This is a genomic window from Streptomyces sp. NBC_00554 (assembly GCF_041431135.1).
GTDB lineage: Bacteria > Actinomycetota > Actinomycetes > Streptomycetales > Streptomycetaceae > Streptomyces.
This window is the reverse complement of the sequence record NZ_CP107799.1, coordinates 8405210-8431978: the sequence shown is the minus strand read 5'-3', so window position 1 is coordinate 8431978 and position 26769 is coordinate 8405210. Positions and strand designations below refer to the sequence as shown.

Sequence of the window (26769 nt, the reverse complement as noted above, 5' to 3'; positions counted from 1 at the left end):
GGCGTTTTCGTGGCTTTCGGTCGCCGTTGTGTACGTCCGGGGGCTCGTCCTAGGACTCGTCCCGGCGGAGCGACGGCTTCAGGTCCTTGAACCGGCCGAGGAGGCCGTTCACGAACGCGGGCGAGTCGTCCGTGGAGAACTCCTTCGCCAACTGCACCGCCTCGTCGAGCACCACGGCATCAGGGGTCTCGTCGACCCAGATCAGCTCGTAGGCACCGAGGCGCAGGATGTTGCGGTCCACGACCGGCATCCTGTCCAGCGTCCAGCCGACGGCGTACTGCGCGATCAGGTCGTCGATCCGGCGCACCTTGGTGGCGTACCCCTCGACCAACTGCATCGTGTATTCGCTCACCGGCGGCTGCCGGGTGTCGGTCCGGGAATGCCGGATCCAGTCCGCGAGGACCGTCAGGACGTCCACATCGCGCTGGTCGCCCTCGAAGAGGATCTGGAAGGCGCGCTTGCGGGCCGTGTTGCGGGCAGCCACGGTTAGCTGTTCACCCGGCCGAGGTAGTCGCTCGTGCGGGTGTCGACCTTGATCTTCTCACCGGTGGTGATGAAGAGCGGGACGTTGATCTGGTGGCCGGTCTCCAGGATGGCGGGCTTGGTGCCACCGGTGGAGCGGTCGCCCTGAACGCCGGGCTCGGTCTCCTGGATCACGAGCTCGACGGCGGCCGGCAGCTCGACGAACAGCACCGAGCCCTCGTGCTGCGCGACGGTGGCCGTGAAGCCCTCGATCAGGAAGTTGGCGGCATCGCCGACGGACTTGCGGTCGACCATCAGCTGGTCGTACGTGTCCATGTCCATGAAGACGAAGTACTCGCCGTCCATGTACGAGAACTGCATGTCACGCTTGTCGATCGTGGCCGTCTCGACCTTGACGCCGGCGTTGAACGTCTTGTCGACGACCTTGCCGGAGAGCACGTTCTTCAGCTTGGTGCGCACGAAGGCCGGGCCCTTGCCGGGCTTGACGTGCTGGAACTCGACGACGGACCAGAGCTGGCCTCCGTCGAGCTTGAGCACCAGGCCGTTCTTGAGGTCGTTCGTGGAAGCCACGGTTGCGGAATCTCCTGGACTGACGTGGACGACCCCGGGGCTCGCGCGCAGCTCACAGGCTAGAGCGCGAGCAGTTCCTTGGTCGTAATGGTGAGTAGCTCGGGTCCGCCGTCCGCCTCGGGGCGTACGACGAGCGTGTCATCGATCCGGACACCGCCCCGGCCCGGGAGGTGGACCCCCGGTTCGACGGTGACCGGCACGCAAGCGTCCAGTTTACCCATGGCCGCGGGGGCCAGCTGCGGGTCCTCGTCGATTTCGAGCCCCACGCCGTGCCCGGTCAGCGGAGGAAGGCCTTCCGTGTACCCCGCGGAGTCGAGTACCTGGCGGGCCGCGCGGTCCACGTCACGGTAGGCGGCGCCGGGTGCCAGCGCCTCCCGTCCGGCGCGCTGGGCGGCGAAGACGAGGTCGTACAGCTCGATCTGCCAGTCGGCCGGAGAGGTCCCGATGACGAACGTACGGCCGATCTCACAGCGGTAGCCACGGTAGGTCGCGCCGAGGCAGACGGAAAGGAAATCTCCTTCTTCGACCCGCCGGTCGGTGGGCCGGTGGCCACGGCGTCCCGAGTTCGGCCCGGTGCCGACCGAGGTCGCGAAGGCCGGGCCGTCCGCGCCGTGGTCGACGAGGCGCCGCTCCAGCTCGAGCGCGAGATGGCGCTCGGTACGGCCGACGAGGATCGATTCGAGGAGTTCGCCCAGCGCCTGGTCGGCGATCTCGGCGCCGATCCGCAGACAGGAGATCTCCTCCTCGTCCTTGATCACCCGCAGCTGCTCCACCGCACCGCCCAGGTCGGCGAGGCGCAGCCGCGGCGCCACCGAACGGATCGCACGGTGCCGGGTCACGGTCAGGTGGTGTTCCTCGACCGCGAGGGACTCGGCGCCCTGGGCGAAGGCCACATCGGCCGCGGCGACGGCCGGATCACCGCCGGGGCCGGGCAGGGCCTGCAACCGCAGCGCCTCGTCCGGACGCCCCTCATCGGCCTCGCCGCTCGGCGGGCCGCCGCAGAGCAGCAGATCCTCACCCCTGCCGAGCAGGAGGACGGCGCCGCGCGGGGCCGCGCCGGCGAGATACCTCACGTTGGCGGGGCGGGTGACGAGCGCTGTCGCGCTGCCGCCGGCCGTACAACGCTCCCGGAGCCGCTCTCGGCGGGCCGCGTACACCTCTGACATGAATCGAGCGTACGAGCGGTGGCCGGATGGCGCCGGTTCAGCGGGGCTGGACGGGCGTCGGGCCGGTCCGGACTACCACTGGGGCGGGCTGGCGATCGACCGCGCGAGTACGTCGTCCAGGACGCGGGCCGTGGTCGGTACGTCGAGCTGCGAGTTGTCGATGATGGGGAGCCCCGAGCCGTACCAGCCGGCCATCCGGCCGTGGATACGGGCGACTTCCTCGTCGGTGAGGCGGCGGTTTCCGGAGCGCTCGGCGTTGCGCTCCAGGACTATCTCCAGGCCGGGCAGCAGGACGACGGGCAGCAGCCCCGGCCCGACGTGCCGCTTCCAGCCGCCAAGGCCGACGACCGGCCGGTCGGGGAACACGGCGTCGTCGAGGATGCAGGAGATGCCGTTGGCCAGGAAGTTCCGCGCGGCGAATCCGCAGGTGCGGCGGGCCAGGCGGTACTGCGCCTCCGAATGGTCGTTCCACCCCGACTGCGGGTCGGCGAAGCCCGAGCGCACCCATTCGCGTACGTCGTCGAGGCTGATGTGAGCGGTGGGTACCCGGCGGTGGTCCGCCCAGTACTTGGCGACGCTGGTCTTCCCGGCGCCCGCGGGGCCGATGAGCAGCACGGCGAGCGTGGTGGACGTGGGGTCGGCCTGGCCCGCGGCGGGCGGCGCGCTCGGCCTGGCCACGGGTCCGCCCGGGGGCAGCTGCACATGGCCGGTGGTGTCCGGCGTGGGCGGCACGGGGGCGTGCTGCGGGTGCGCGTGCTGCGGTACGTGCGAGTGGGGCGTCGCGTGTCCCGGAGGGGGTCCCGCGAAACCGGGGGCGGGCGGGGGCGGTGGTAGGGGACCCGGGTGCCCGGGCTGCGGTCCGGCCGGCGACCAGCCGGCGCCCGGTCCCTGCCCCGGCTGGTGGGGCGGCGGCAGCGGAGCCCCCACTGCGTGCTGCATCCGGTGCCACTCCGTCTCGTGTCTCTTGGCTCGTCGGCCTCCGGGACGCGAACGGGGCCTCGGTCCCGCTCTCTCCCACAGCCTTAAGGGCGTGGGAGGTGCCCCCAACCGAACGGTACCTTCCCCGGCCGCCGTTGTGTGAACGGCCGGGGAGGGTGTGAAGTGCCCGTCGGCCGGGGGCAAATCGGGCCAAGTGCGGGCCCGTTGGACGTTACGTTCTTAAGTCACGTCGCCGTGGGCCGCAGATCCGCGTCTACTCCCCGACTTCGCCGTACGCGGCGAGGAGGACGGCCGGGTCGGGCCCCTCCAGGACGGTCGGCTTGGCGAGCCCGTCGAGGACGATGAAGCGCAGCAGGTTGCCGCGGGACTTCTTGTCGACCTTCATGTTCTCCAGGAGCTTGGGCCACTGGTCGTAGCGGTAGCTCAGCGGGAGGCCGACGGATTCCAGGATCGTGCGGTGACGGTCGGCGGTCTCGTCGTCCAGCCGGCCCGCGAGACGGCCGAGTTCGGCGGCGAAGTGCATGCCGACGGCGACGGCCGCGCCGTGCCGCCACTTGTAGCGCTCGTTCTTCTCGATCGCGTGCGCGAGGGTGTGCCCGTAGTTGAGGATCTCCCGCAGCCCGGACTCCTTGAGGTCGCCGGAGACGACCTCGGCCTTGACCTTGATGGACCGCTCGATCAGCTCGGCGGTGTGCGGTCCAGCGGGCGTACGGGCCGCCTCGGGGTCCTCCTCGATGAGTTCGAGGATCACCGGGTCGGCGATGAAACCGGCCTTGATGATCTCCGCGAGCCCGGACACGAAGTCGTTGACCGGCAGCGAGTCGAGGGCGGCCAGGTCGCAGAGCACACCGGCCGGCGGGTGGAAGGAGCCGACGAGGTTCTTGCCCTCCGCGGTGTTGATGCCGGTCTTGCCGCCGACCGCCGCGTCCACCATCGCAAGGACGGTGGTGGGGACGACGATCCAGCGCACCCCGCGCAGCCAGGTCGCCGCGACGAACCCGGCCAGGTCGGTGGTGGCGCCGCCGCCGACGCCCACGATGACGTCGCTGCGGGTGAAACCGGACTGGCCGAGCGCCTTCCAGCAGTACGCGGCGACCTCGGCCGTCTTGGCCTCCTCGGCGTTCGGCACCTGGATGGCGACGGCCTCGTAACCCTGCCCGCCGAGGTCGGCGCAGAGCGCCTCACCGGTGTCGGCGAGCGCCTCGGGGTGGATGACCGCGACGCGCTGCGCCTTGTCACCGATCAACCCGCCGAGCTCACCGAGGAGTTGACGGCCGACCAGCACCTCGTAGGGGTCGGTGCCCGCGGTGCCGCCGACCTGGATACGGGTCACTGCCTCGCTCATGCTTCCTTCAACTCCAGTGCGTCGAGGACCGCTTGGGCGACCTCTTCGGGGGTGCGGTCGTCGGTGGCCACGACCGCCCGGGCGACTTCGGTGTAGAGGTGGCGGCGCGCTTCCATCAGGTCGCGCCACTGCCGGCGCGGGTTGACGGCCAGCAGCGGCCTCGCCGCGTTCAGGCCGGTGCGCTTGACCGCCTCCTCGACGTCCATCGAGAGGTACACGACCTCGTGTCCGGCGAGCAGGGCGCGCGTCTCCTCGTCGAGGATCGCGCCACCGCCGAGCGCCAGGACACCGTCGTGCTCGGCCAGCGCCCGATGCACCGCCCGCTTCTCGATCGCGCGGAAGACCGGCTCACCCTCGTCGACGAAGATGTCGGCGATGGTGCGGCCCTCGGCGCCCACGATGTCCTCGTCGGTGTCCCGGTAGGCGCAGCCGAGCCGCTCGGCGACCAGCGCGCCCACCGTGGACTTGCCGACACCCATCGGGCCGACAAGAACGATCCGCGGAGGGGTCACCGCACGACCAGGTTCTCGAGGTAGCCCCGCACATTGCGGCGGGTCTCGGGGACGCTGTCGCCGGCGAACTTCTCCGCCACCGCGTCCGCCAGGACCAGCGCCACCATCGCCTCGGCGACGATCCCGGCCGCCGGGACCGCGCACACGTCGGAACGCTGGTGATGCGCCTTGGCGGCCTCGCCGGTCGCCACATCGATGGTCGCCAGCGCGCGGGGCACGGTCGCGATCGGCTTCATCGCGGCGCGTACGCGCAGCAGTTCACCGGTGGTCAGACCGCCCTCGGTACCGCCGGAGCGACCGGAGGTGCGCCGGATGCCGTCCTCGGTGTGGACGATCTCGTCGTGCGCCTGCGAGCCCGGCACCCGGGCCAGCTCGAAGCCGTCGCCGACCTCGACGCCCTTGATGGCCTGGATGCCCATGAGCGCGGCCGCCAGCCGGGCGTCGAGGCGCCGGTCCCAGTGCACGTGCGAGCCGAGCCCCACGGGCACGCCGTACGCCAGCACCTCGACCACGCCACCGAGCGTGTCGCCGTCCTTGTGGGCCTGGTCGATCTCCGCGACCATCGCCTTCGACGCGTCGGCGTCCAGGCAGCGCACCGGGTCGGCGTCGAGCTTCTCGACGTCCGAGGGCTTGGGGTAGAGGCCGTACGGAGCCTTCGCCGCGGCCAGCTCGACGACGTGCGAGACGATCTCGATCCCGGCCGTCTCCTTCAGGTAGGAGCGGGCCACCGCGCCCAGCGCCACACGCGCCGCGGTTTCGCGGGCGGAGGCACGCTCCAGGATCGGCCGGGCCTCGTCGAAGCCGTACTTCTGCATGCCCGCGAGGTCCGCGTGGCCGGGCCGGGGCCGGGTCAGCGGCGCGTTGCGGGCCACATCGGCGAGGATCGCCGGGTCGACCGGGTCGGCGGCCATGACCTGCTCCCACTTGGGCCACTCGGTGTTGCCGACCATGATCGCGATGGGTGAACCGAGGGTGAGCCCGTGGCGTACGCCGCCCAGGAATGTGACCTCGTCGCGCTCGAATTTCATCCGGGCACCGCGTCCATAGCCGAGCCGCCGCCGGGCCAGGTGGTCCGCCACCATGTCCGTGGTGATCGGCACGCCGGCGGGAAGTCCCTCCAGCGTCGCGACAAGTGCGGGTCCGTGGGACTCCCCCGCGGTCAGCCAGCGCAACCTGCTCAACGGTGCTCCTCATGCTCGCGCCCTGGTACTGCTGCTGCGTACGCGCGTCCTCGCGTACGGCGACGGCGCGACCGGGTGCGCGGCCCTGGCCCGCCACCTCCGATCCTCCCACGTCCACGTATGAGAACCGGCCACAGGTCCATCAGGCGGACGGACTCAGCCGGGTCAGACGCGTCAGTGGGCGGCGAGGGCGTGTTCGCCGGCCTTCCGCATGGCGTCGAGCGGCGCGGGTGTGCGGCCGGTCATCTGTTCGACCTGGAGCACCGCCTGGTGCACCAGCAGGTCGAGCCCGCTGACCACGGACCCGGCGTAGGCGGACCAGCGTGCCGCGAGCTCGGTCGGCCACGGGTCGTACAGCACGTCGAACAGGGTGGCGGGCCGCTCGGGAATGGCCGTGGCCAGCGCGTCCGTCGTGCCCGCCGGGGTCGTGGCGATCACGAGCGGCGCGCGCAGCGCCTGCGCGGCGTCCGCCCAGTCCTGAATCCGCACCTCCACGTCGAGCCGCTCGCCCCACTCCCGCATCTCGGCGGCACGCTCCGCGCTCCGGACGTACGCGACGACCTCGCCGGTGCAGATCCGTGCGAGCGCGGCCAGCGCGGACGACGCCGTGGCGCCGGCCCCGAGGATCGCGGCGGAGTCGACCTGCTCGATGCCCCGTTCGCGCAGGGCGGCGACCATCCCGGGGATGTCGGTGTTGTCGCCGACGCGCCGCCCGTCCGCGGTGAACACGACCGTGTTGACCGCCTCGACGGAGGCCGCCGTCTCGCTGACCTCGTCGAGCAGCGGAATGACAGCCCGCTTGAGCGGCATGGTCAGCGACAGCCCCGCCCACTCCGGTCCCAGTTGCCCGAAGAACCCGGGCAACGCCTCTTCGTCCACGTCGAAACGGTCGTACGACCAGTCGCCGAGGCCGAGTTCCTCATACGCGGCGCGGTGCAGCACCGGGGAGAGGGAGTGGGCGATCGGGGAACCGAGAACGGCGGCTCGGCGCTGGCTGTCGGTACCGCTCATTGATCCTTCAGTTCCTCGAGATACTTCTCACGGTTCGCGTTCTGCTCTTCGTTCGTCTCGGCGAAGAGCGTCTTGTCCGCACTGACCGACACGAAGTAGTACCAGTTTCCCTTGGCGGGCTTGAGCGCGGCCTCGATCGCCTCTGCACCGGGATTACTGATGGGCCCGGGAGGCAGGCCCTTGATCTTGTACGTGTTGTACGGGTCGTCGATCGTCCGCAGTTCGTCGACCGAACCGGTGGCCAGCTTGGATTCGCCCTTGAGGTAATTGACCGTCGAGTCGAAGTCGAGCAGGCCGTAGGTCTCGGTGTTGTTCGGCTTCAGTCGGTTGTAGACGACCGTCGCGACCTTTTCGAAGTCGTGCTTGTACTTGCCTTCCTTCTGGACGAGGCTCGCCACCGTGAGGAGCTGCAGCGGGTTTTCCAGGTCCAGCGCCTTGGCCTTCGACTGGAGGCCGAAGTCGGTGTACTTCTCGTTGGCGAGGTCGACCATCTGCTTCAGGACGTCCTTGGGCTTCATGCCCTTGGAGACCGCGTAGCTGGAGGGGTAGAGGAATCCTTCCAGCGGGTCCTTGATGTCCTTGTCCGTGTTCGCCCAGTCCGGAAGACCGAGGGTCTCCCATTCCTTGTCGGCGACTCCCTCGGTCGTGCCCGACTTGATTTCGAGGCGTTTGTCGATCATCGCGTAGATCTCGGCGTTGCGCTTGCCTTCGGCAATGATCAGGTTGTCGCGGCTGCTGGGGCTGAGCATCATCGCGACAGCGCTTTCCCCGGACATTTCCTTCTTGAGCGTGTAGACACCCGCCTGGATGGAATTCCCCTTGGGATTCTGCGACTGCGCGGCGACAAAAGCGTCGACGCTCTTGACGACACCGGCATTCTTCAATGCCTGCCCGATCGCATACCCGCCGGAGCCCTTGGGAATGGTGACGTTCACGGTCGTGCTGGTGCCGTCCCCGGCATAGTCGGGCGCCGCGCCGAAACGATTCTGATAGAACTGGTACCCGAAATAGCCGACTCCGCCGAGTCCGCCTCCGAAGACCAGCACGACCACCAGACAGGCACACCCGCTGCGGCGTTTCTTGCCGCCCTTGCCGCCGCGCCCCTTCTTGTCACCGCGTCCGCCGCGGCCCTTCGGATCGTCGTCGTCCGAGTCGTCGTCATCGTCGCCGCCCCCGGCGAAGAAGGCGTGCTCGCCCTGGTCGGGTCCGGGATCCCAGTCGGTCTTCGGCTCGGGCTCGGCACGACGGCGGGCCGGCGGCTCGGGGGGCGGATAGGCGTCGGGGGTCCCGTACTGGTCGGGCTGCTCGCCGCCGTACGCCACGGGCTGGCCCCCATAGGGGTCGGCCGGGTCGGCGGCATAGGGGACCTGCTGGTTCGCCCCGTTGCCCCAGCCGCTGTTGTCGTACTGCTGCTGGCCCTGCCCGCCGTACTGCTGCTGCCCCTGGTCGACATAGGGCTGCTGCCCTTGACCCGTGTAGTGCTGCTGACCCTGGCCGCCATACTGCTGCTGGCCTTGAGCGTTGTACTGCTGCTGGCCCTGACCGCCGTACTGCTGCTGACCTTGGCCGTTGTACTGCTGCTGCGCCTGGTCGCCGTAGGGCTGCTGGCTCTGGCCAGGGAACTGCTGGTGACCCTGGCCTTGATACTGCTGCTGCTCCTGACCGTACGCACCCTGCTGACCGGTGGCCCAGTCGCCGTACTGCTGGTGCTGCTGTTGTTGCGGCTGCTGCGGATAGTGCTGCGGCTGGCCGCCGTAGGGGGACTGGCCGTCGTCGGCCTGTCCTCCCCATCCGTCGTCCCCGAACAACGGGTCCTCCGGATGCCACGGTTCGGAGCCTGGGCCCCGGCCATACTCAGTCATTGATCCCCTAGAGCCGCGAGGCGGCGGCCACACGGCGCTTGTGGCACCGCCTCCGTTCCGCCTCTTCTGCTGTGCGGCGGCTGTTCGAACACCGCCGCATCGCGCGGAACGTTACCGTATCGCGATCAGATGACCACTTCGACGCCCTCGCCCGGAGATTTACCCGACACCCGTTCGGACTCCAGGGCCTGCTGAAGGATAATCACAGCGGCCGCCTGATCGATGACGGACCGGCCCTTCTTGGACTTCACACCCGAGGCGCGCAGGCCCTGACTGGCCGTCACCGTGGTCATCCGCTCGTCCACCAGCCGCACCTCGATGGGAGCGATCCCCTGGGCGAGGTCCTGGGCGAAGGCGCGGACCTTGACCGCGGCCGGGCCCTCGCCCCCCTTGAGGGAGCGAGGGAGCCCGACGATCACCTCGATGGGTTCGTACTCCTCGACGAGTTGCTTCAACCGGCGCTGTGCGGCGGGGACATCGCGCCCCGGGACCGTCTCGACCGGAGTCGCGAGGATCCCGTCGGGGTCGCACGAGGCGACCCCGATACGGGCGTCCCCGACGTCGATCGCGAGACGACGTCCTCTGCGCATGTCCACAGGCCCTACTTGGCCGTCTCGGCGACGAGCCGCTCGACCGCGTCTACGGCCTCACCGATGGCGGCCGGGTTCTGGCCGCCGCCCTGGGCGACGTCCGGCTTGCCGCCACCGCCGCCGCCGAGGGTCTTGGCGGCCGTACGGACCAGATCGCCGGCCTTGAGTCCGCGCTCGCGAGCGGCCTCGTTGGTGGCGATGACCGTGAGCGGCTTGCCGTTGGCGGTTGTGAAGAGGGCGACCACGGCGGCCCGTCCGCCCTGGATGCGGCCGCGCACGTCGAGGACCAGCTTGCGCAGGTCGTCGGCGCTGGTGCCGTCCGGGACCTGGCCGGTGACGAGGGCGACACCATGCACGTCCTTGGCGGAGTCGACGAGACCGCCGGCGGCCTGGAGGACCTTCTCCGCGCGGAACTTCTCGATCTCCTTCTCGGCGTCCTTCAGCTTGCCGAGCATGGCGGAGATCTTCTCCGGAAGCTCCTCGGGACGGCCCTTGACCAGCTCCTGGAGCTGGGCGACGACCGTGTGCTCGCGGGCGAGGAAGTTGTACGCGTCCACGCCGACCAGGGCTTCGATGCGGCGTACGCCGGAGCCGATGGACGACTCACCGAGCAGCTTGACCAGGCCGAGCTGGGCGGTGTTGTGGACGTGCGTGCCGCCGCACAGCTCCTTGGAGAAGTCGCCGATGGTGACGACGCGGACGCGCTCGCCGTACTTCTCGCCGAACTCGGCGATGGCGCCCTGCTTCTTGGCTTCGTCGAGGCTCAGGATCTCGGCGTGCACGTCCAGGTCGCGGGCGAGCACCTCGTTGATCTGCTGCTCGACGTCGGTCATCACCGTGTGCGGTACGGCGGCCGGGGAGCCGAAGTCGAAGCGGAAGCGGCCGGGCTGGTTCTCGGAACCGGCCTGGGCGGCCGTCGGGCCGAGGGCGTCGCGCAGGGCCTGGTGCGTGAGGTGCGTGGCCGAGTGGGCGCGGGCGATGGACTTGCGGCGGTGGGCGTCGATGGAGGCCTGGGCCTTGGCTCCGACGGTGACCTCGCCGACCTGGACGACGCCCTTGTGGACGTAGACCCCCGGGACCGGCTTCTGGCAGTCGCGGATCTCGATGACGGCACCGGTGTCGAGCCTGATGCGCCCGGTGTCGCCGATCTGGCCGCCGCCCTCGGCGTAGAACGGGGTGCGGTCGAGGACGATCTCGACCTCGTCGCCCTCGGTGGCGGCGGGCGAGGAGGCACCGTCGACCAGGATGCCGACGATCGTCGACTCGCCCTCGGTCCGGTCGTACCCGATGAAGTCGGTCTCACCGGCGGCGTCGGCGATCTGACGGTAGGCGCCGAGGTCGGCGTGGCCGGTCTTCTTGGCGCGGGCGTCGGCCTTGGCCTTGTCCCGCTGCTCCTTCATCAAACGGCGGAACCCGTCCTCGTCCACGGAAAGGCCCTGTTCGGCGGCCATTTCGAGGGTTAGGTCGATCGGGAAGCCCCAGGTGTCGTGGAGCAGGAAGGCCTTGTCGCCGGGCAGCACCTGGCCACCGGCGGCCTTGGTCTCCGTGACGGCGGTGTCGAGGATGTTCGTGCCGGCCTTCAGCGTCTTGACGAAGGCGGCCTCCTCGGCGAGGGCCACGGTCTCGATGCGCTGCCGGTCGGAGACGAGCTCCGGGTACTGCTGGCCCATCATCGCGATCACGACGTCGATGAGGTCCTGCACGACCGGGCCGGTGGCTCCCAGCAGCCGCATGTTGCGGATGGCGCGGCGCATGATGCGGCGCAGCACATAGCCGCGGCCCTCGTTGCCGGGCGAGACACCGTCGCCGATGAGCATCACCGACGTACGCATGTGGTCGGTGACCACGCGCAGCGAGACGTCCGAGTCGTGGGCGGCGCCGTACTCGACGCCGGTCAGCTCGGTGGCCTTGTTGATGACGGCCATGGAGGTGTCGATCTCGTACATGTTCTGCACGCCCTGCAGAATCATGGCGAGGCGTTCCATGCCGAGGCCGGTGTCGATGTTCTTGCTGGGCAGGTCGCCGAGGATCTCGAAGTCGTCCTTCGAAGTGCCCTCGCCGCGCTCGTACTGCATGAAGACCAGGTTCCAGATCTCCACGTACCGCTCGTCGTTGACGGCCGGGCCGCCCTCGACACCGAACTCGGGGCCGCGGTCGTAGTTGATCTCGGAACACGGGCCGCAGGGGCCGGGAACACCCATGGACCAGTAGTTGTCCTTCTTGCCGAGGCGCTGGATGCGCTCGGCCGGGACGCCGATCTTGTCGCGCCAGATGGACTCGGCCTCGTCGTCGTCGAGGTAGACCGTGATCCAGAGGCGCTCGGGGTCGAGCCCGTAACCACCCTTGTCCTGGGGCGAGGTGAGCAGCTCCCAGGCGTAGGTGATGGCACCTTCCTTGAAGTAGTCGCCGAAGGAGAAGTTGCCGCACATCTGGAAGAACGTGCCGTGCCGGGTGGTCTTGCCGACCTCTTCGATGTCGGGCGTGCGCACGCACTTCTGCACGCTGGTGGCGCGCGACCACGGCGGCTTGACCTCACCGAGGAAGTACGGCTTGAAGGGGACCATGCCCGCGGGGACCAGGAGCAGAGTCGGGTCGTCCGCGATGAGCGACGCCGAGGGGACGACGGTGTGACCGCGCTCCTCGTAGAAGCTCAACCAGCGGCGGCGAATCTCGGCCGACTCCATCAGTGGTCCTCATTCCGGTTGTACGAGTACGTCGACCTCTCGACGTACTTCGGGTTGTTGCGGTTCTCGATCGCGGCGTGGCGTCGCTGGCCCGGGAGTTCGTGGTCGACGGGTGCGTTCAGGCCGAGCACCTCGTCGAGTTCGGCCTCCCGCTGGACCATTCCGTCGCGGACGTCGAGCGCGAAGTCCTTGAGCCGGCGGCCCGCGTCGATCGCCTTGTTCGCGGCCTGCGCCGCGAGGCTTTCGGGGGTCAGCTGCTTGAGCTTGCGATTGACTTTGGTGGTGGCCCACACACCGGCGGCTGCGCCCGCGGTGAACCAGAACGTACGGCGGAACATCGCTGCGTCAGTCCTTCTTCCGCTTTCCCCGTCGTGCGGACGGGACGGTGCGGCCCACGATCACGGTACGTCGGGACGCCTTGGGGGGCTCGTTCTCACGGCGGCCTCCGATGGCCCGGCGCACGCCGTAGCCGAACGCCGCGACCTTGACCAGGGGGCCGCCGAAGGTCGAGGCGACCGTGGTGGACAGCGCCGACGCGTTCGACGTGACCTCCTGGACGTCCGAGGCGATGGCGTCGACACGGTCGATCTGGGTCTGTGCGGAGCGCACCGCCGAGGAGGCGTCGGCCAGCAGCGGGACGGCCTGATCGGTCACGTCCGCCACGAGCTTGGTGGTCGCCCTGAGCGTCTGGGCCAGCCTCGCCAGCGCGACGGCGAGAAAGGAGACCAGGATCGCCCAGAAGACGGCCACCAGGATCCCGGCCACCTCTCCACCGGACACTGTGTGCACCCGCTCCCTGATACGTGCATTGAACATCGGAAACCAAAAATTCAGTTTCCCGAGCCTATCGCGCCGGGGCCGCCGGTCCGTACCGCATTACCGCCGCCCGGCGCCAGAGTTGTGCGAAGCGATTGTACGGACCGCTTACGGGTCAGTACGCTCCGTGTTCCATGCGAGGCTCTCAGCGCTCCGACCGTTCACCGCTCGGCAATCTGCCCCTGGAACTCAACGCGTTCGTGGGCCGCTCGACCGAACTGGCGCAGCTCGCAGAGGCCCTGGAGACGGCCCGCCTGGTGACCGTGACGGGCATGGGAGGCGTCGGCAAGTCACGGTTCGCGGCGCGTGCCGCGGCGCGCACCGACGTACGCGACGGGGCTTGGCGCGTGGAACTCTCCGCGGTGCGTGAGCCGGAACTCGTCGAGCACGCGGTGGTCGAGGCCCTCAGCCTGACGGATCACACGTCGAAACCGCCACGCCAGGTCCTTGCCGACCATCTCGCCGAGCGCCAACTCCTGCTGGTCCTCGACGGGTTCGAGCACCTGGTGGACGTGTGCGCCTCGCTGGTGGCCGAGCTGCTGAGGTGTGCGCCGGGGCTGCGGGTGCTGGCCGTGGGGCGCAGGCCGCTGGACGTCGAGGGCGAGTTGCTGTTCCCACTGGCGCCGCTGGCCGAGCCGGAGGCGGCGGAGCTGTTCGAGAACCGGGCGGCGGCGCGGGTGCCCGGGTTCGCGCTGGACGACGGCAACCGGTCCGACGTACGGGAGCTGTGCCGGCGCCTCGACGGGATCCCGCTCGCCGTCGAGCTGGCGGCGGGGCGGCTGAGCGCCCTCTCCCCCGCGCAGTTGCTGTCCCGCCTGGAGGACCGCTTCCGGTTGCTGACGGGCGGCGGGCGCGACGCGCTGCCGCGGCATCAGACCCTGCGTACGGCGATCGGCTGGAGCCATGAACTGTGCACGCGCGAGGAACGGCTGCTGTGGTCGCGCCTGTCGGTCTTCGCGGGGCAGTTCGACCTGGAGGCCGTCGAGTACGTGTGCAGCGGCGAAGGGCTGCACACCGACGACGTACTCGACGTGCTGGGCGAGCTGCTCGCCCAGTCCGTGCTGTCCCGCGAGGAGACGGCGGCGGGCGTGCGCTACCGGATGCTGGACACGGTCCGGGCGTACGGCGCCGACTGGCTGGAGGCCACGGGCGACGCGCCACGACTGCGGCGTCGCCACCGCGACTGGTACATGGGCCTGGCCACCTGGTGCGAGCTGGACTGGTTCTCGCCGCGGCAGGGCGAGGTCGCCGCACGCGTCGAGACGGAGCTGCCGAATCTGCGGGGCGCGCTCGAGCACTGCCTGACCGAGCCGGGTGAGGCTCATCTGGGCCAGTACCTCGCGGGCACCCTCTGGTTCTACTGGGTGGGCTGCGGCCGGCTCTCGGAGGGGCGGCACTGGCTGGAGCGCGGCGTCGAACTCGACAGCGACCGTGATCAGTCGCGGCTCAAGGCGTTGTGGGTGCTGGGCTATGTGGCGGTTCTGCAGGGCGACATGGTGCCCGCCCTGACCGCGCTCCAGGAGTGCCGCGAGGAGGCGGACCGTACCGGCAACCCCACGGCTGTGGCGTACGCCGAGCACCGCACCGGCTGCCTTGCCCTGGTCACGGACGACATGCCGCGCGCCGAAACCCTGCTGCGCTCGGCGCTCGACCGCTACCACCGGATCGGCGAGCTCAACAGCAATGTGCTGATGGGCCAGGTCGAGCTGGCGATGGCCCTGGCGTTCCAGGGGGATCTGCCGGGTGCGGTGAAGCTGTGCGAGGACGTCCGCCGGGTGTGTGAGGACCATGGGGAGCGCTGGGCGCTGGCGTACGCCTTGTACGTCCTGGCGTACGGGGCCCAGGCCGGCGGCGACCAGGTGCGGGCCCGGCATCTCCTGGAGGAGGGCATCGGCATCGGCCATGCCTTCAACGATCTGCTCGGCACGGTCCTCGCGATCGAGCTGCTCGCGCTCATCACCGCGAAGGAGGGCGATCCGGCGGAGGCCGCGCTGCTGCAGGGGGCGGCGTCCCGGATGTGGCCGTCGGTGGGTCTGCCGCTGTTCGGCTCGGCGTACTACAACGCCCCGCACGAGCGGTGCGAGGCGAGTGCCCGGGAGCAGCTGGGTGACGAGCGGTACGAGGAGTGCGTACGGGAAGGGGCGGGCCTCGGGCAGGAGGCGACGGTGGCGCGGGCACTGGGGCGGGCCGGGGCCCGGCCGCTCGGTGCGGTGCCGGCGCCGCGCGGGCTGCCCCCGAACATGCGGAAGCCCGCCGTCTCGCCCACCTCGAAGGGCGGGGAGACGACGGGCTGACGCGCAGGTGGTGCTACGTCCGCTGGAGAAAGATCAGCGGGCGTAGTACTCGACGACGAGCTGCTCGTCGCAGATCACCGGGATCTCCTTGCGGTTCGGCTCGCGGTCCAGGCGGAACGCCAGGGCGCCGAGGTTCACCTGGAGGTAGCGCGGGGTCTCGCCGTCGGGGGCGAACCCACCGGCGCGGGAGACCTCGAACAGCGTCTTGCTGCGGCTGCGCTCGCGGACCATGACGACGTCGTCGGGCTTGACGCGGAACGACGGCTTGTCGACCTTGCCACCGTTGACCTCGATGTGGCCGTGGACGACCATCTGGCGGGCCTGGTAGATCGTGCGGGCGATGCCCGAACGCAGGACCAGCGCGTCGAGACGGCGCTCGAGCTCGATGATCAGGGCCTCACCGGTCTTGCCCTGGACCTTGGAGGCACGCTCGTAGGCGCGGACGAGCTGGCGCTCGGACACGTCGTACTGCGCGCGCAGACGCTGCTTCTCGAGCAGACGGACCTTGTAGTCCGAGTTCTGCTTACGGCCACGGCCGTGCTCGCCCGGCGGGTAGGGGCGGGCCTCGAAGTACTTGACGGCCTTCGGGGTCAGCGCGATGCCGAGGGCACGCGACTTCTTGACCTTGGGGCGGGACTGATTCGCCACTTCTTCTCTTTCCTGGGTTTCGGCTCACCAGAGTTAAGGGAGGTCGCATCCGCAGCCTGGGAAACCCTGCGGGCCCTTTTGGACCTGCTGGGCAGCCGCTCCCTGGACTGGGCACATACGTGCAGCACGCGAGTGGCCCACCGACCGTTTCCCGATAACGGGAGGGTGGTGGGCTGCCCGCGACACCTTCGACGGTGCGCGACGCTCCTGGAATCCCCCCGTGGAGGCGGGGGCTCCGGCTGGATGTCCCGTTCTGGTGGTGCCGACCGGAGCCGGACACGGGACGCAGCGCTTCGAGGATTCTACAGGGTGGTCAGGCCCGCCCTCGACCCAGGTGCTTCCTGGTCCATTCCACCGCGTCCGCGTAGCGCGCCTCGGCGCCGTGGCGGGTCGGCGTGTAGTACTCCCGGTCCTTGAGCTCCTCCGGGGCGTACTGCTGGGAGGCGATGCCCTCGGGCAGGTCGTGCGGATACACGTACCCCTGCGCGTGCCCGAGCTTGGCGGCGCCCTTGTAGTGCCCGTCGCGCAGATGCATCGGTACGGGGCCGGCGTGGCCCTTGCGTACGTCCTCCATGGCGGCGCCGATGGCCATGGTCGCGGCGTTGGACTTCGGGGCCAGGGCGAGGGCGATGGTGGCGTGGCTGAGGGTGAGGGCGGCCTCGGGGAAGCCGATCATGGCGACGGCCTGGGCGGCCGCGACGGCTATGGGCAGTGCGTTCGGATCGGCCAGGCCGATGTCCTCGCTGGCGGAGATCATCAGGCGGCGGGCGATGAAGCGGGGGTCCTCACCGGCCTCGATCATCCGGGCCAGGTAGTGCAGGGCGGCGTCCACGTCCGAGCCGCGGATGGACTTGATGAGCGCGCTCGCCACGTCGTAGTGCTGGTCGCCGTCGCGGTCGTACTTCACGGCGGCCCGGTCGACCGTCTCCTCCAGGGTCTGGAGGGTGATCTCCGGCTCGCCCTTGTCGAGCGCGGCCCCGGCGGCGGCTTCCAGGGCGGTGAGCGCGCGGCGGGCGTCACCGCCGGCGATCCGCAGCAGGTGTTCCGCGGCGTCCTCGGGGAGGGTGACGGCGTCCTTGAGACCGCGTTCGTCGGAGAGCGCGCGCTTGAGGAGGCCGCGCAGGTCGTCGTCGCTGAGCGGTTCGAGGGTGAGGAGGAGGGAGCGGGAGAGCAAGGGCGAGATGATCGAGAAGTACGGGTTCTCGGTCGTCGCGGCGATCAGCGTCACCCAGCGGTTCTCGACGGCCGGGAGGAGGGAGTCCTGCTGGGCCTTGCTGAAACGGTGGATCTCGTCGAGGAAGAGGACGGTCTCCTTGCCGAAGCCACCGGTGGCACGGCGCGCGCTTTCGATGACGGCGCGCACTTCCTTGACGCCCGCGGTGATCGCGGAGAGTTCGACGAAGCGCTTGTTCGTGGCCTTGGAGACCACATAGGCCAAGGTCGTCTTGCCGGTGCCAGGAGGACCCCAGAGGATCACCGACGAGGGTCCGGCCGGGCCTTTGCCGCTCTCTTCGACCAGTCTGCGCAGGGGTGAGCCCGGCTTCAGCAGATGCTGCTGGCCCACGACCTCGTCGAGGACGCGCGGGCGCATCCGGACCGCCAGCGGACTGCTGGACGGGTCCCTCTCCTGGCGCTCTTCCGCCGCGGCGGTGAATAGGTCGGGCTCCACGTGCAAAACCCTATGTCACGCCACTGACATTCCCCTCGGCGATGTCAGCTCATCCAGAAGTCCCACCAGCGCGTCAGGATCAGCATCCCGATGATCCCGATGTGCAGCACCGGCAGGACCCAGGTGAACTCGCCGAAGAAGCTCTTCAGCCAGCTGGGCGCGGGCAGGAAGCCGTTGCGGATGTTGGACGAGGTCACGTACCAGAACATGATGATCGTCGCGACCCATGCCAGGCAGCACCACAGGCAGAGCGAGTTGATGCGGTACAGCGACTGGAACTGCAGCCAGGTGCAGAATCCGACGCCGAAGAGCGTGCCGAAGTTGAAGGTCAGCCAGTACCAGCGCGGGAAGGTCGCGCGGGCGAGCAGGCTCATACCGACGCCGATCACGATGGCGTACGTCGCGAGACCGAGCATCGGGTTGGGGAACCCGAAGGCCGAGGCCTGGTCGCTCTTCATGATGTTGCCGCAGGAGACGACCGGGTTCAGGCTGCACCCGGGCACGAAGTTCGGGTTCTCGAGCAGCTTGAACTTGTCGATCGTGATGACCCACGCGGCAAGAAGGCCGGCCGCACCGGTGATCACCAGCAGCAGGGCGAGCGCACGACTGCCGCCGACCGTCCGCGGAGCGGCGGCGGTGCGGTCTTCCCGGTCGGAGGAGACGTCCTTGACTGTCGTCTTGCTCATCACGCCGTTTCCGTAGCTTCGAAGGGGCCTGCGGGCACGGACATTGTGCCGCACGCGCCCGCGTGTCCACCGTTCGATGGACATAAGGAAGTACGCACGGTCGTCCCGGAGGGCCCGGTTCGGCGGGAGGCTCGTCGGCATGACGACTCACACGGACCAACTCGCGGTGGACGTACGGGGCCTGCGCAAGCGGTACGGCGACGTGACCGCCGTCGACGGCATCGATCTCGGCATCCGGCAGGGCGAGGTGTTCGGCCTGCTCGGACCCAACGGGGCCGGCAAGAGCACGACCGTGGAGATCCTCCAGGGCAACCGCGGCCGGGACGCGGGCGAGGTCTCCGTACTCGGCACGGACCCGGCGAAGCCCACGCGCGCGTGGCGCTCGCGCGTCGGCATCGTGTGGCAGGACGAATCCGCGCCCGCCGAGTTGACGGTGCGCGAGACCGTGCGGCATTTCGCCCGCTATTACCCCAAGCCCCGCGATCCCGGGGAAGTCATCGGTCTGGTCGGTCTGGAGGAGAAGGCCGGCAGCCGCATCAAGGCGCTCTCGGGCGGCCAGCGCAGGCGGCTCGACGTGGCGCTCGGCGTGATCGGGGGCCCCGACCTGCTGCTCCTGGACGAGCCGACCACCGGCTTCGACCCGGCGGCCCGGCGGCAGTTCTGGGAGCTGATCCGGAAGCTGGCCGCCGAGGGCACGACGATCCTGTTGACCACGCACTACCTGGAGGAGGCGGAGGCGCTCGCGCACCGGCTCGCGGTGATAGCCAAGGGTCAGGTCGTCGCCGAGGGCGAGCCCGCCGCGCTGCGGGAGCGCTACGGCACCGGGGCCACCGTGGAGTGGACGGAGTCCGACGGCACGCCGCGCACCGAGCACACGGACACACCGACCCGTACGGTCGCGGAGCTGACCCGCCGCTTCGACGGTGAGATTCCGGGGCTGCGCGTGCTCCGTCCCACCTTGGAGGACGTCTATCTGCGACTGACCGGACAGGAGGACGGACGATGACCACGACCGCCGTACGCACACGTGGTGAGGCCGTTGCCGGGCGGCTTCCCGGGGCCTGGGGGCTCGGGCTCCACCAAGGCGCCCTGGAACTCAAGCAGTTCTTCCGCCAGCGCGAGCAGGTGGTGTTCACCTTCGCCTTCCCGGTCGTCTTCCTCTTCCTCTTCGCGTCGATCTTCAGCGACGACGTGGCGGGCGCCGGCATCACGGCCTCGCAGCTGTACGTCCCCGCGATGATGGCCGCGGGGATCATGTCCACCAGCTTCCAGTCCCTCGGCATCTCGATCGCGATCGAACGGGACGAGAAAGTGCTGCGGCGGCTGCGCGGCACGCCGATGCCACCGGCCGCGTACTTCCTCGGCAAGATCTGGCTGGTTCTCGTGACCGGCGTGCTGGAGACGGCGGTGCTGCTCCTGGTCGGCACCACGCTGTACGACGTCGATCTGCCCTCCGACATCGGCAAGTGGTTCGACTTCGCCTGGGTCTTCGTCCTGGGGCTCACGGCGTGCGCCCTGCTCGGCATCGCGATCAGCTCGGTCCCGAAGTCCGGCAGGAGCGCCACCTCCGTGGTCGTACTGCCTTTCCTGGTACTGCAGTTCATCTCCGGGGTGTACATCGCGATCGACACGATCCCGGACTGGATGCTGAACATCGGCGCGCTGTTCCCGCTGAAGTGGATGTGCCAGGGGCTGCGCGGTGTGTTCCTGCCGGAGTCGGCGAGCGTCCTTGAACAGGCGGGCAGTTGGGAGTTCGGGCGGATCGCCCTGGTGCTCGGGGCATGGTGCGTCGGAGGATTGCTGCTGTGTCTGCTGACCTTCCGGTGGAAGAACCGGCGCGACGGATGAGTACCGGTGTCCCGGGCGGGCCTCTCGACGCTCCGGGGTCGACGCCGGACGAGCCGCTGGAACCGGCGGTGCCGCGGGAAACGAACGGGCAGCGGGAGTCGAGCGGGCCGCGGGAGTCGGACACCTGGGACCGCTCGTTCCTGCTGTGGGACTCGTACTTCGCGATCGTGTGGGTGGCCACCCTGGTGTTCGTGCTCGGCACGAACTATCCGGGGTGGCACGTCCGCGTCGCCGCCGCGGGACTGCTTCTGCTACTGATTCCCTGGTACGTGGCGGTCGGGCGCCCCATCCTCACCTCCGAGCTCCCGGACGAGAGGCACGCCCTCGGCTACATCGCGGGCGCGATCGTGCTCCTCCTCCCGCCCGGCGTACTGGTCGGCGAGACCCGCCTGATGACATTCGCGCTGGTGCCCCAGTGCTTCATGGCGCTGCGCCTGCGCTGGGCCCTCACCGCCGTGACGGTCATCAACATCGCGCCGGTAGTGGGCTGGGCACTGCTGTGGTGGCCCAGCGACCATGCCGTCTTCTTCAACTCCGTCTTCGCCGTGGTCACCCTCGTCTTCTCGGCGACCCTGGGCAGCTGGATCATCCGCATCATCGACCAGAGCCGCGAACGGGCCTCGCTGATCGCCGAGTTGGACGCCGGCCGTCATGAGATCTCCCGGCTCTCCGCCGCGCACGGCGCGCTCGCGGAGCGCGAGCGGTTCTCCCGGGAGATCCACGACACCCTCGCGCAGGGCTTCACCAGCCTGCTGATGCTCGTCCAGGCCGTCGAGGCAGAGCTCGACCGCGATCTGCCGCAGGCCCGCCGCCACTTGGCCCTGATGGCCGAGACCGCCCGGCAGAACCTCGCCGAGGCGCGGGCCCTGGTTGCCGGAGGCACACCGGCCGACCTCGACGGCGCCTCGCTGCCCGACGCGCTGCGCCGCCTCGCCGCCCGCCAGGACGCGACCGTCGAGGTGACCGGTCCCGTGCGCGCGGTCCCCGCCGCGGCCGAGGTGGTCGTCCTGCGCTCCTGCCAGGAGGCGCTGACCAACGCCCGTAAGCACGCGGGCGGTTCGGCTGCCGTCAGTATCGCCCTGGCGTACGCCGCCGGGGCCCTCACTGTGTCCGTGCGCGACGACGGCCCCGGTTTCGACCCCGCCGCGCCGGTCGGCGGCTACGGTCTGGCGGGCCTGCGCTCCCGGGCCGCCGAGGTGGGCGGCACCGCGCAGGTGCGCAGTTCGCCCGGCGCCGGTACCACCGTCACCGTCCGCCTGCCCGTCCCAAGGAGTGGCTCGTGATCCGGATCGTCCTCGCCGACGACCATCCCGTCGTACGCGAAGGGCTGCGCGCGATGCTCAGCGCCGAGCCCGACCTCGAGGTGATCGCCGACGCGTCCAGCGGGCCTCAGGCGGAGGCGCTGGCCGCCGAACTCCGGCCCGACATCGTGCTCATGGACCTGCGTATGCCGGGTGGCGGGGGTGTCGACTCGATCGTCCGGATGACCGCGGCCGGATTGCCGTGCCGGGTCGTCGTGCTGACGACGTACGAGACGGACCGGGACATCCTGCGGGCCGTGGAGGCCGGGGCGGCGGGGTATCTGCTCAAGGATCTGCCGCGCGGTGAGCTCGCGGACGCGGTTCGGGCGGCGGCTCGTGGGGAGACGGTGCTCGCGCCGTCCGTGGCCGCGCGGCTCGTCGACCAGCTCCGTACGAAGCCGGAGCGGCCTCGGCTGTCCGAGCGCGAGGCGGCTGTCCTTCGGCTGGTCGCCGAAGGGTGCACCAACGCGGAGATCGGGCGGCGGCTGTTCATCGGGGAGTCCACGGTGAAGACCCATCTGCTGCGGGTCTTCGGGAAGTTGGGGGTGGATGACCGGACGGCGGCGGTGACGAGTGCGATGCGGTTCGGGTTGCTGGAGTGAGGTTTTCGCCCCCTCCGCCCCTACCCGTCCCTTACTTCTGGGGGCTGCCGCCCCCAGACCCCCTCTTCGGCCTGAACGGCCTCGTCCTCAAACGCCGGACGGGCTAAAAGATCTTTAGCTCCTCCGGCGTTTGAGGGCGAGAAACCCCTCAGCCCAGCCTCGACCCCAGCTCCGCCACGAGCTCGCCGACCGCCACCGCGACCTGCTCCCCCGACTCCATGTCCTTCAACTGCACAACGCCTTCGGCGAGATCCCGTTCACCGGCGACGATCGTGTACCGCGCCCCCGACCGGTTCGCGTTCTTCATCGCGCCCTTGAGCCCCTTCGCCCCGTAGGAGAAGTCCGCCGCGACCCCCGCCCTGCGCAGCTCGGTGACCACGCCGAAGAGCACCCGCCGGGCCTCCTCCCCCAGCGGCACCGCGAACACACTGGTGGAAGCGGGGAGTTCGAGGGACACACCCTCGGCCTCCAGGGCGAGGACCGTACGGTCGACGCCGAGGGCCCACCCCACGGACGGCAGCGCGGGCCCGCCGATCATCTCGGAGAGGCCGTCGTACCGGCCGCCGCCGCCGACCGCGGACTGGGAACCGAGACCGTCGTGGACGAACTCGAAGGTGGTCCGGGTGTAGTAGTCCAGCCCGCGCACGAGCCTCGGGTCGTCCTCGAAGGAGACGCCCGCGGCCGTGATCAGCTCGCGCACCTCCTCGTGGTACGCCTTGCACGCGTCACACAGGTAGTCACGCAGCAGCGGCGCACCCACCAGCTGCTTCTGGACGTCGTCGCGCTTGTCGTCGAGGACCCGCAGCGGGTTGATCTCGGCACGGCGGAGCGTCTCCTCGTCCAGGTTGAGCCCGCGCAGGAAGTCCTGAAGGGCGGCCCGGTAGACGGGACGGCACTCCTTGTCCCCGAGGGAGTTCAGCAGGATTCGGAAGTCGCGCAGCCCGAGCGAGCGGTACGCCTGGTCGGCCAGGATGATCAGCTCGGCGTCGAGCGCCGGGTCCTCCGCGCCGATCGCCTCGGCGCCCACCTGCGAGAAGTGCCTGTAGCGGCCCTTCTGGGGGCGCTCGTAGCGGTAGTAGGAGCCCGAGTACCAGAGCTTGACGGGAAGGTTGCCCGCCTTGTGCAGGTTGGCCTCGAGCGCGGCGCGCAGCACGGACGCGGTGCCCTCCGGGCGCAGCGCCAGCTGGTCACCGCCCTTGGTCTCGAAGGCGTACATCTCTTTGGTCACGATGTCGGTGGACTCGCCGACCCCGCGCGCAAACAGCTCGACGTTCTCGAAGCCGGGCGTCTCGATGTAGCCGTAGCCGGAGTTCCGGAGGGGCGCCGCGATCGCCTCGCGGACCGCGAGGTACTTCGCGCTCTCCGGCGGGATCAGGTCGTACGTGCCCTTGGGGGCCTTGAAGGTGCTCACGGGAAGTCTCTCGTCACAATCCTCGTCGGGGAGCGTCCGTGCTCCCGAGGCCGGCGGCCACTTCCCGCAGATACGGGTTGGTGGCGCGCTCCTGGCCGATGGTCGTCTGGGGGCCATGGCCGGACAGCACTACGGTCGAGTCGTCGAGCGGCAGGCACACGCGGGCCAGCGAGTCGAGCATCTCGGCGTGCGAGCCGCCGGGCATGTCGGTACGTCCGATGGAGCCGGCGAAGAGCAGATCCCCGGAGAAGAAAACGGAAGGAATCTCCGTGTTCTCGGGCATCTGGAAGGCCACCGACCCCTTGGTATGGCCGGGCGCGTGCGCGACGGACAGCTCCAGGCCGGCCAGTTCCAGCCGCGCGCCGTCGGTCAGCTCACGGACGTCGTCCGGCTCCCCCACGGTCAGCTCGCCCATCAGCGGCATTCCGATGGAACGGCCGAGCGCCTTCTCCGGGTCGCTCATCATGTACCGGTCCTCGGGGTGGATCCAGGCCGGTACGTCATGCGCTCCGCACACCGGGACGACCGAGGCGACATGGTCGATGTGGCCGTGGGTGAGGATGACCGCGACGGGCTTGAGCCGATGCTTCCTGATCGCGTCCTCGACTCCCTGGGTGGCCTGATGGCCGGGGTCGATGATCACGCACTCCTCACCCGCGCCGGGGGCGACCAGATAACAGTTGGTCCCCCAGGCCCCTGCGGGGAACCCGGCAATGAGCACGATCGTCCTTCGTTTGTGGCGTACGAGGTCATACGGCGTCGTACGGGGCGGGCGGCTGTGGATCAGAGCCTACCGGCGCTGCCGATTCCTCAGCGAACCCATATACGGTACGGGGCACACGCAGGCGGTCGGCTCACAAGACGCACGCGTCCCACTTGACGTACGAGACGCATGAGGAGAAAACCCGGTGGTCACCCAGGAGCAGCGGCGGCGTCAGCTCGCCCGGGAGAAGTTCTTGCGACAGCAGCAGCGGCGAACGGCCGCACGGCGTAAGACACGTGCACGGAACGCCATCATCGCCTCGGTTCTCGGGGTCATCGTGGTGGGCAGCGTCGTGTCGTACGCGACCGGGGTGTTCAAGAACGACGACAGCAAGGCCAACGCGAGCGCTGACGTGACCCCGAGCGCCTCGCCGACGAGCGCGGCGCCTGACCCGTGCGAGAAGGCGGCCGCGGGCGAGGTGAAGACGCTGACCTGGAAGAAGGAGCCGGCGATCACCATCGACAAGTCCGCGGACTACACGATGAAGATGGCGACGACCTGCGGCGAGATAGACATCGCGCTGAAGACGGCCGCGGCGCCGCACACCGTGAACTCGTTCAACTTCCTCGCGGCCAAGGGCTTCTTCGACCACACGAAGTGCCACCGGCTCACCACGAACGGCATCTACGTGCTGCAGTGCGGTGACCCGACGGGCACCGGCTCCGGCACCCCCGGCTACACGATCCCGGACGAGAACCTGAAGGACAAAACCCTGACGGGAGGCGTGTACCCGGCGGGCACGGTGGCGATGGCCAACACGTACGACGCCACGACGGACAAGGGCCGTGACACCGGCGGCAGCCAGTTCTTCCTCGTGTATCAGGACAGTCAGCTGCCGGCCAACTACACACCGTTCGGAACTATTTCCAAGTCCGGAATGACGGTCCTGGAGAAGATCGCCAAAGCCGGCGAGAACACCGGCGCGGGCGACGGAGCACCCAACGCGACCGTCGTGATCAACAAGATGACCGTGACGAAATCCTGACCGCCAGCTGCGAAATTTCGGTCGCGCGGGATGCGGACAGCCGCCCCGCCGGTCGCCTATGTTGGCCGTGACGAAACTGTGGACGATGCCCGGGGGCGCTGACGCCTCTCGCAGGCATCATGTGGAGGAGGCGCTGTGAGCAGCGACCCGTGGGGCCGCGTCGACGAGACGGGGACCGTGTACGTGCGTACGGCCGACGGCGAGCAGGTTGTCGGTTCCTGGCAGGCCGGCTCTCCTGATGAGGCGCTGGCCTACTTCGAGCGCAAGTACGAAGGCCTGGTTGTCGAGATCGGCCTCCTCGAGAAGCGCGTGAAGACCACCGACCTGTCGGCGAAGGACGCGCAGACCGCCGTCGATCACCTGCGCGAGCAGGTGGACGCACACCACGCGGTCGGTGACCTGCACGCGCTGCGGCAGCGGCTGGACAAGCTCGTCGAGACGGTCGACGCGCGCCGTGAGGAGCGCAAGGCCCAGCGGGCGAAGCAGTCCGACGAGTCGCGGCATGCCAAGGAGGCGCTGGTCGTCGAGGCCGAGGAGCTGGCGCAGAGCGACCAGTGGCGAGCCGCCGGTGAACGGCTGCGCGCCCTTGTGGACACCTGGAAGGGGCTGCCGCGGCTCGACCGCAAGTCGGACGACGAGCTGTGGCACCGCTTCTCCCACGCGCGCTCGGCGTTCTCCAAGCGTCGCAAGGCGCACTTCGCCTCCTTGGACGCGCAGCGCGAGGACGCCCGCAAGGCCAAGGAAAAGCTGGTCACGGAGGCCGAGGCGCTGTCGGCCTCGACGGACTGGGGTCCGACGGCGGCGCGCTACCGCGAGCTGATGGCGGACTGGAAGGCCGCGGGCCGTGCCCAGCGCGAGCACGAGGACGATCTGTGGAACCGCTTCCGCGGCGCCCAGGACGTCTTCTTCGCCGCCCGCAGCTCGGTCTTCGCCGAGCGGGACGCCGAGCAGACGGAGAACCTGAAGCTCAAGGAGGAGCTGGCCGAGGAGGCCGAGAAGCTCGTCCCGGTGCAGGACCTGAAGGCGGCCCGCGCCGCCTTCCGCTCCATCAACGAGCGCTGGGAGGCCATCGGCCACGTGCCGCGCGACGCCCGCCCCAAGGTCGAGGGCCGGATGCACGCGGTGGAGCGGGCACTCCAGGAGTCCGAGGAGACCGAGTGGCGCCGGACGAACCCGGAGGCACGGGCTCGTGCCGAGGGTCTGACCGGTCAGCTTCAGGCAGCCGTGGACAAGTTGCAGGCCCAGATCGAGGCAGCTCGCTCGACCGGCAACACGTCCAAGGCGGACAAGCTCCAGAAGGAGCTGGACGGCCGTCAGGCGCTGCTCGACCAGGCTCTGAAGGGTCTGCAGGAGTTCGGCGGCTGAGGCAGGTCCGGGGCGGCTGGTTTTCCGCTTCTACGTAG

At 69.7% G+C, this 26769-nt stretch carries 25 protein-coding genes; 7 read left to right on the top strand and 18 right to left on the bottom strand.

Annotation, left to right across the window (positions count from 1 at the left end):
- Window positions 1–49 precede the first annotated feature (49 nt).
- The 13 genes from nusB to OG266_RS37200 all read right to left on the bottom strand — a co-directional run bounded on the left by nusB (window position 50) and on the right by OG266_RS37200 (window position 13132).
- The gene (gene nusB / locus OG266_RS37260; RefSeq protein WP_266467610.1) at window positions 50–484 is read right to left on the bottom strand and encodes a transcription antitermination factor NusB; all 435 of its coding nucleotides are present in this window, start codon (window positions 482–484) and stop codon (window positions 50–52) included.
- A 2-nt stretch (window positions 485–486) separates the two neighbouring features.
- The gene (gene efp, locus OG266_RS37255) at window positions 487–1053 is read right to left on the bottom strand and encodes an elongation factor P (RefSeq protein WP_266467608.1); all 567 of its coding nucleotides are present in this window, start codon (window positions 1051–1053) and stop codon (window positions 487–489) included.
- A gap of 59 nt (window positions 1054–1112) precedes the next feature.
- Window positions 1113–2219 carry an aminopeptidase P family protein gene (locus OG266_RS37250; protein ID WP_266467605.1) on the bottom strand — a complete coding sequence of 369 codons (1107 nt, stop codon included), beginning with the start codon at window positions 2217–2219 and terminating at the stop codon, window positions 1113–1115.
- 72 nt (window positions 2220–2291) lie between these two features.
- Entirely contained in the window at window positions 2292–3158 is an 867-nt protein-coding gene (locus tag OG266_RS37245) for a Pro-rich N-terminal domain-containing protein (protein ID WP_266467603.1), read from the bottom strand.
- Window positions 3159–3411: 253 nt separating this feature from the next.
- A complete protein-coding gene (gene aroB / locus OG266_RS37240; RefSeq protein WP_266467600.1) occupies window positions 3412–4503 on the bottom strand; it encodes a 3-dehydroquinate synthase in 1092 nt (363 codons plus the stop codon).
- Window positions 4500–4982, bottom strand: coding sequence for a shikimate kinase (locus OG266_RS37235; RefSeq protein WP_266470890.1), 483 nt, complete (start codon window positions 4980–4982; stop codon window positions 4500–4502). Before OG266_RS37235 ends, aroB begins: the two co-directional genes overlap by 4 nt.
- Window positions 4983–5011: 29 nt before the next feature.
- A complete protein-coding gene (gene aroC, locus OG266_RS37230) occupies window positions 5012–6196 on the bottom strand; it encodes a chorismate synthase (protein WP_266467596.1) in 1185 nt (394 codons plus the stop codon).
- 174 nt (window positions 6197–6370) lie between these two features.
- Window positions 6371–7207 (bottom strand): shikimate dehydrogenase, encoded by an 837-nt coding sequence (locus OG266_RS37225; RefSeq protein ID WP_371551106.1) that lies wholly within the window; start codon window positions 7205–7207, stop codon window positions 6371–6373.
- A complete protein-coding gene (gene mltG / locus OG266_RS37220; RefSeq protein ID WP_371551104.1) occupies window positions 7204–9069 on the bottom strand; it encodes an endolytic transglycosylase MltG in 1866 nt (621 codons plus the stop codon). Before mltG ends, OG266_RS37225 begins: the two co-directional genes overlap by 4 nt.
- A 125-nt stretch (window positions 9070–9194) precedes the next feature.
- Entirely contained in the window at window positions 9195–9659 is a 465-nt protein-coding gene (gene ruvX, locus OG266_RS37215; RefSeq protein ID WP_266467585.1) for a Holliday junction resolvase RuvX, read from the bottom strand.
- Window positions 9660–9670: 11 nt separating this feature from the next.
- Window positions 9671–12343 (bottom strand): alanine--tRNA ligase, encoded by a 2673-nt coding sequence (gene alaS, locus OG266_RS37210; RefSeq protein WP_371551102.1) that lies wholly within the window; start codon window positions 12341–12343, stop codon window positions 9671–9673.
- Window positions 12343–12681 carry a DUF6167 family protein gene (locus OG266_RS37205; protein WP_371551100.1) on the bottom strand — a complete coding sequence of 113 codons (339 nt, stop codon included), beginning with the start codon at window positions 12679–12681 and terminating at the stop codon, window positions 12343–12345. The genes alaS and OG266_RS37205 overlap by 1 nt, the downstream gene beginning before the upstream one ends.
- 7 nt (window positions 12682–12688) lie before the next feature.
- Window positions 12689–13132, bottom strand: a complete 444-nt coding sequence (locus OG266_RS37200) for a DUF948 domain-containing protein (RefSeq protein WP_266467576.1) — start codon at window positions 13130–13132, stop codon at window positions 12689–12691.
- 161 nt (window positions 13133–13293) lie between these two features.
- Here OG266_RS37200 and OG266_RS37195 point away from each other — a divergent pair, with 161 nt between their 5' ends.
- Window positions 13294–15453: an AAA family ATPase gene (locus OG266_RS37195; RefSeq protein WP_371551097.1), complete on the top strand. Its 2160-nt coding sequence runs from the start codon at window positions 13294–13296 to the stop codon at window positions 15451–15453.
- Between the two features lie 33 nt (window positions 15454–15486).
- On the opposite strand, the gene rpsD is transcribed toward OG266_RS37195, so the two are convergent.
- From rpsD to OG266_RS37180, 3 genes are all read right to left on the bottom strand, one after another.
- The gene (gene rpsD, locus OG266_RS37190) at window positions 15487–16101 is read right to left on the bottom strand and encodes a 30S ribosomal protein S4 (RefSeq protein WP_043683972.1); all 615 of its coding nucleotides are present in this window, start codon (window positions 16099–16101) and stop codon (window positions 15487–15489) included.
- 313 nt (window positions 16102–16414) lie between these two features.
- On the bottom strand, window positions 16415–17770 hold the full coding sequence (locus OG266_RS37185) for a replication-associated recombination protein A (RefSeq protein ID WP_266467561.1): 1356 nt from the start codon (window positions 17768–17770) through the stop codon (window positions 16415–16417).
- A gap of 44 nt (window positions 17771–17814) precedes the next feature.
- Window positions 17815–18456, bottom strand: a complete 642-nt coding sequence (locus OG266_RS37180) for a vitamin K epoxide reductase family protein (protein ID WP_266467558.1) — start codon at window positions 18454–18456, stop codon at window positions 17815–17817.
- A 139-nt stretch (window positions 18457–18595) separates the two neighbouring features.
- Here OG266_RS37180 and OG266_RS37175 point away from each other — a divergent pair, with 139 nt between their 5' ends.
- Genes OG266_RS37175 through OG266_RS37160 form a run of 4 tightly spaced genes read left to right on the top strand, consistent with a single transcriptional unit; the run spans window position 18596 to window position 22207 of the window.
- Window positions 18596–19462: an ABC transporter ATP-binding protein gene (locus OG266_RS37175; RefSeq protein WP_371551094.1), complete on the top strand. Its 867-nt coding sequence runs from the start codon at window positions 18596–18598 to the stop codon at window positions 19460–19462.
- Window positions 19459–20304, top strand: coding sequence for an ABC transporter permease (locus tag OG266_RS37170; protein ID WP_266467551.1), 846 nt, complete (start codon window positions 19459–19461; stop codon window positions 20302–20304). Before OG266_RS37175 ends, OG266_RS37170 begins: the two co-directional genes overlap by 4 nt.
- Entirely contained in the window at window positions 20301–21587 is a 1287-nt protein-coding gene (locus OG266_RS37165; protein WP_371551092.1) for a sensor histidine kinase, read from the top strand. The genes OG266_RS37170 and OG266_RS37165 overlap by 4 nt, the downstream gene beginning before the upstream one ends.
- On the top strand, window positions 21584–22207 hold the full coding sequence (locus OG266_RS37160; protein WP_266467545.1) for a response regulator transcription factor: 624 nt from the start codon (window positions 21584–21586) through the stop codon (window positions 22205–22207). The genes OG266_RS37165 and OG266_RS37160 overlap by 4 nt, the downstream gene beginning before the upstream one ends.
- 148 nt (window positions 22208–22355) lie before the next feature.
- Here OG266_RS37160 and hisS read toward each other — a convergent pair whose 3' ends face one another.
- Together hisS and OG266_RS37150 are read right to left on the bottom strand one after the other, a co-directional pair.
- The gene (hisS, locus tag OG266_RS37155) at window positions 22356–23618 is read right to left on the bottom strand and encodes a histidine--tRNA ligase (RefSeq protein ID WP_266467543.1); all 1263 of its coding nucleotides are present in this window, start codon (window positions 23616–23618) and stop codon (window positions 22356–22358) included.
- Window positions 23619–23631: 13 nt separating this feature from the next.
- Window positions 23632–24339 carry an MBL fold metallo-hydrolase gene (locus OG266_RS37150; RefSeq protein ID WP_266467540.1) on the bottom strand — a complete coding sequence of 236 codons (708 nt, stop codon included), beginning with the start codon at window positions 24337–24339 and terminating at the stop codon, window positions 23632–23634.
- A gap of 187 nt (window positions 24340–24526) precedes the next feature.
- On the opposite strand from OG266_RS37150, the gene OG266_RS37145 reads away from it, so the two are divergent.
- A complete protein-coding gene (locus OG266_RS37145; protein WP_329548753.1) occupies window positions 24527–25366 on the top strand; it encodes a peptidylprolyl isomerase in 840 nt (279 codons plus the stop codon).
- 135 nt (window positions 25367–25501) lie between these two features.
- On the top strand, window positions 25502–26731 hold the full coding sequence (locus tag OG266_RS37140) for a DUF349 domain-containing protein (protein WP_266467535.1): 1230 nt from the start codon (window positions 25502–25504) through the stop codon (window positions 26729–26731).
- Window positions 26732–26769 lie beyond the last annotated feature (38 nt).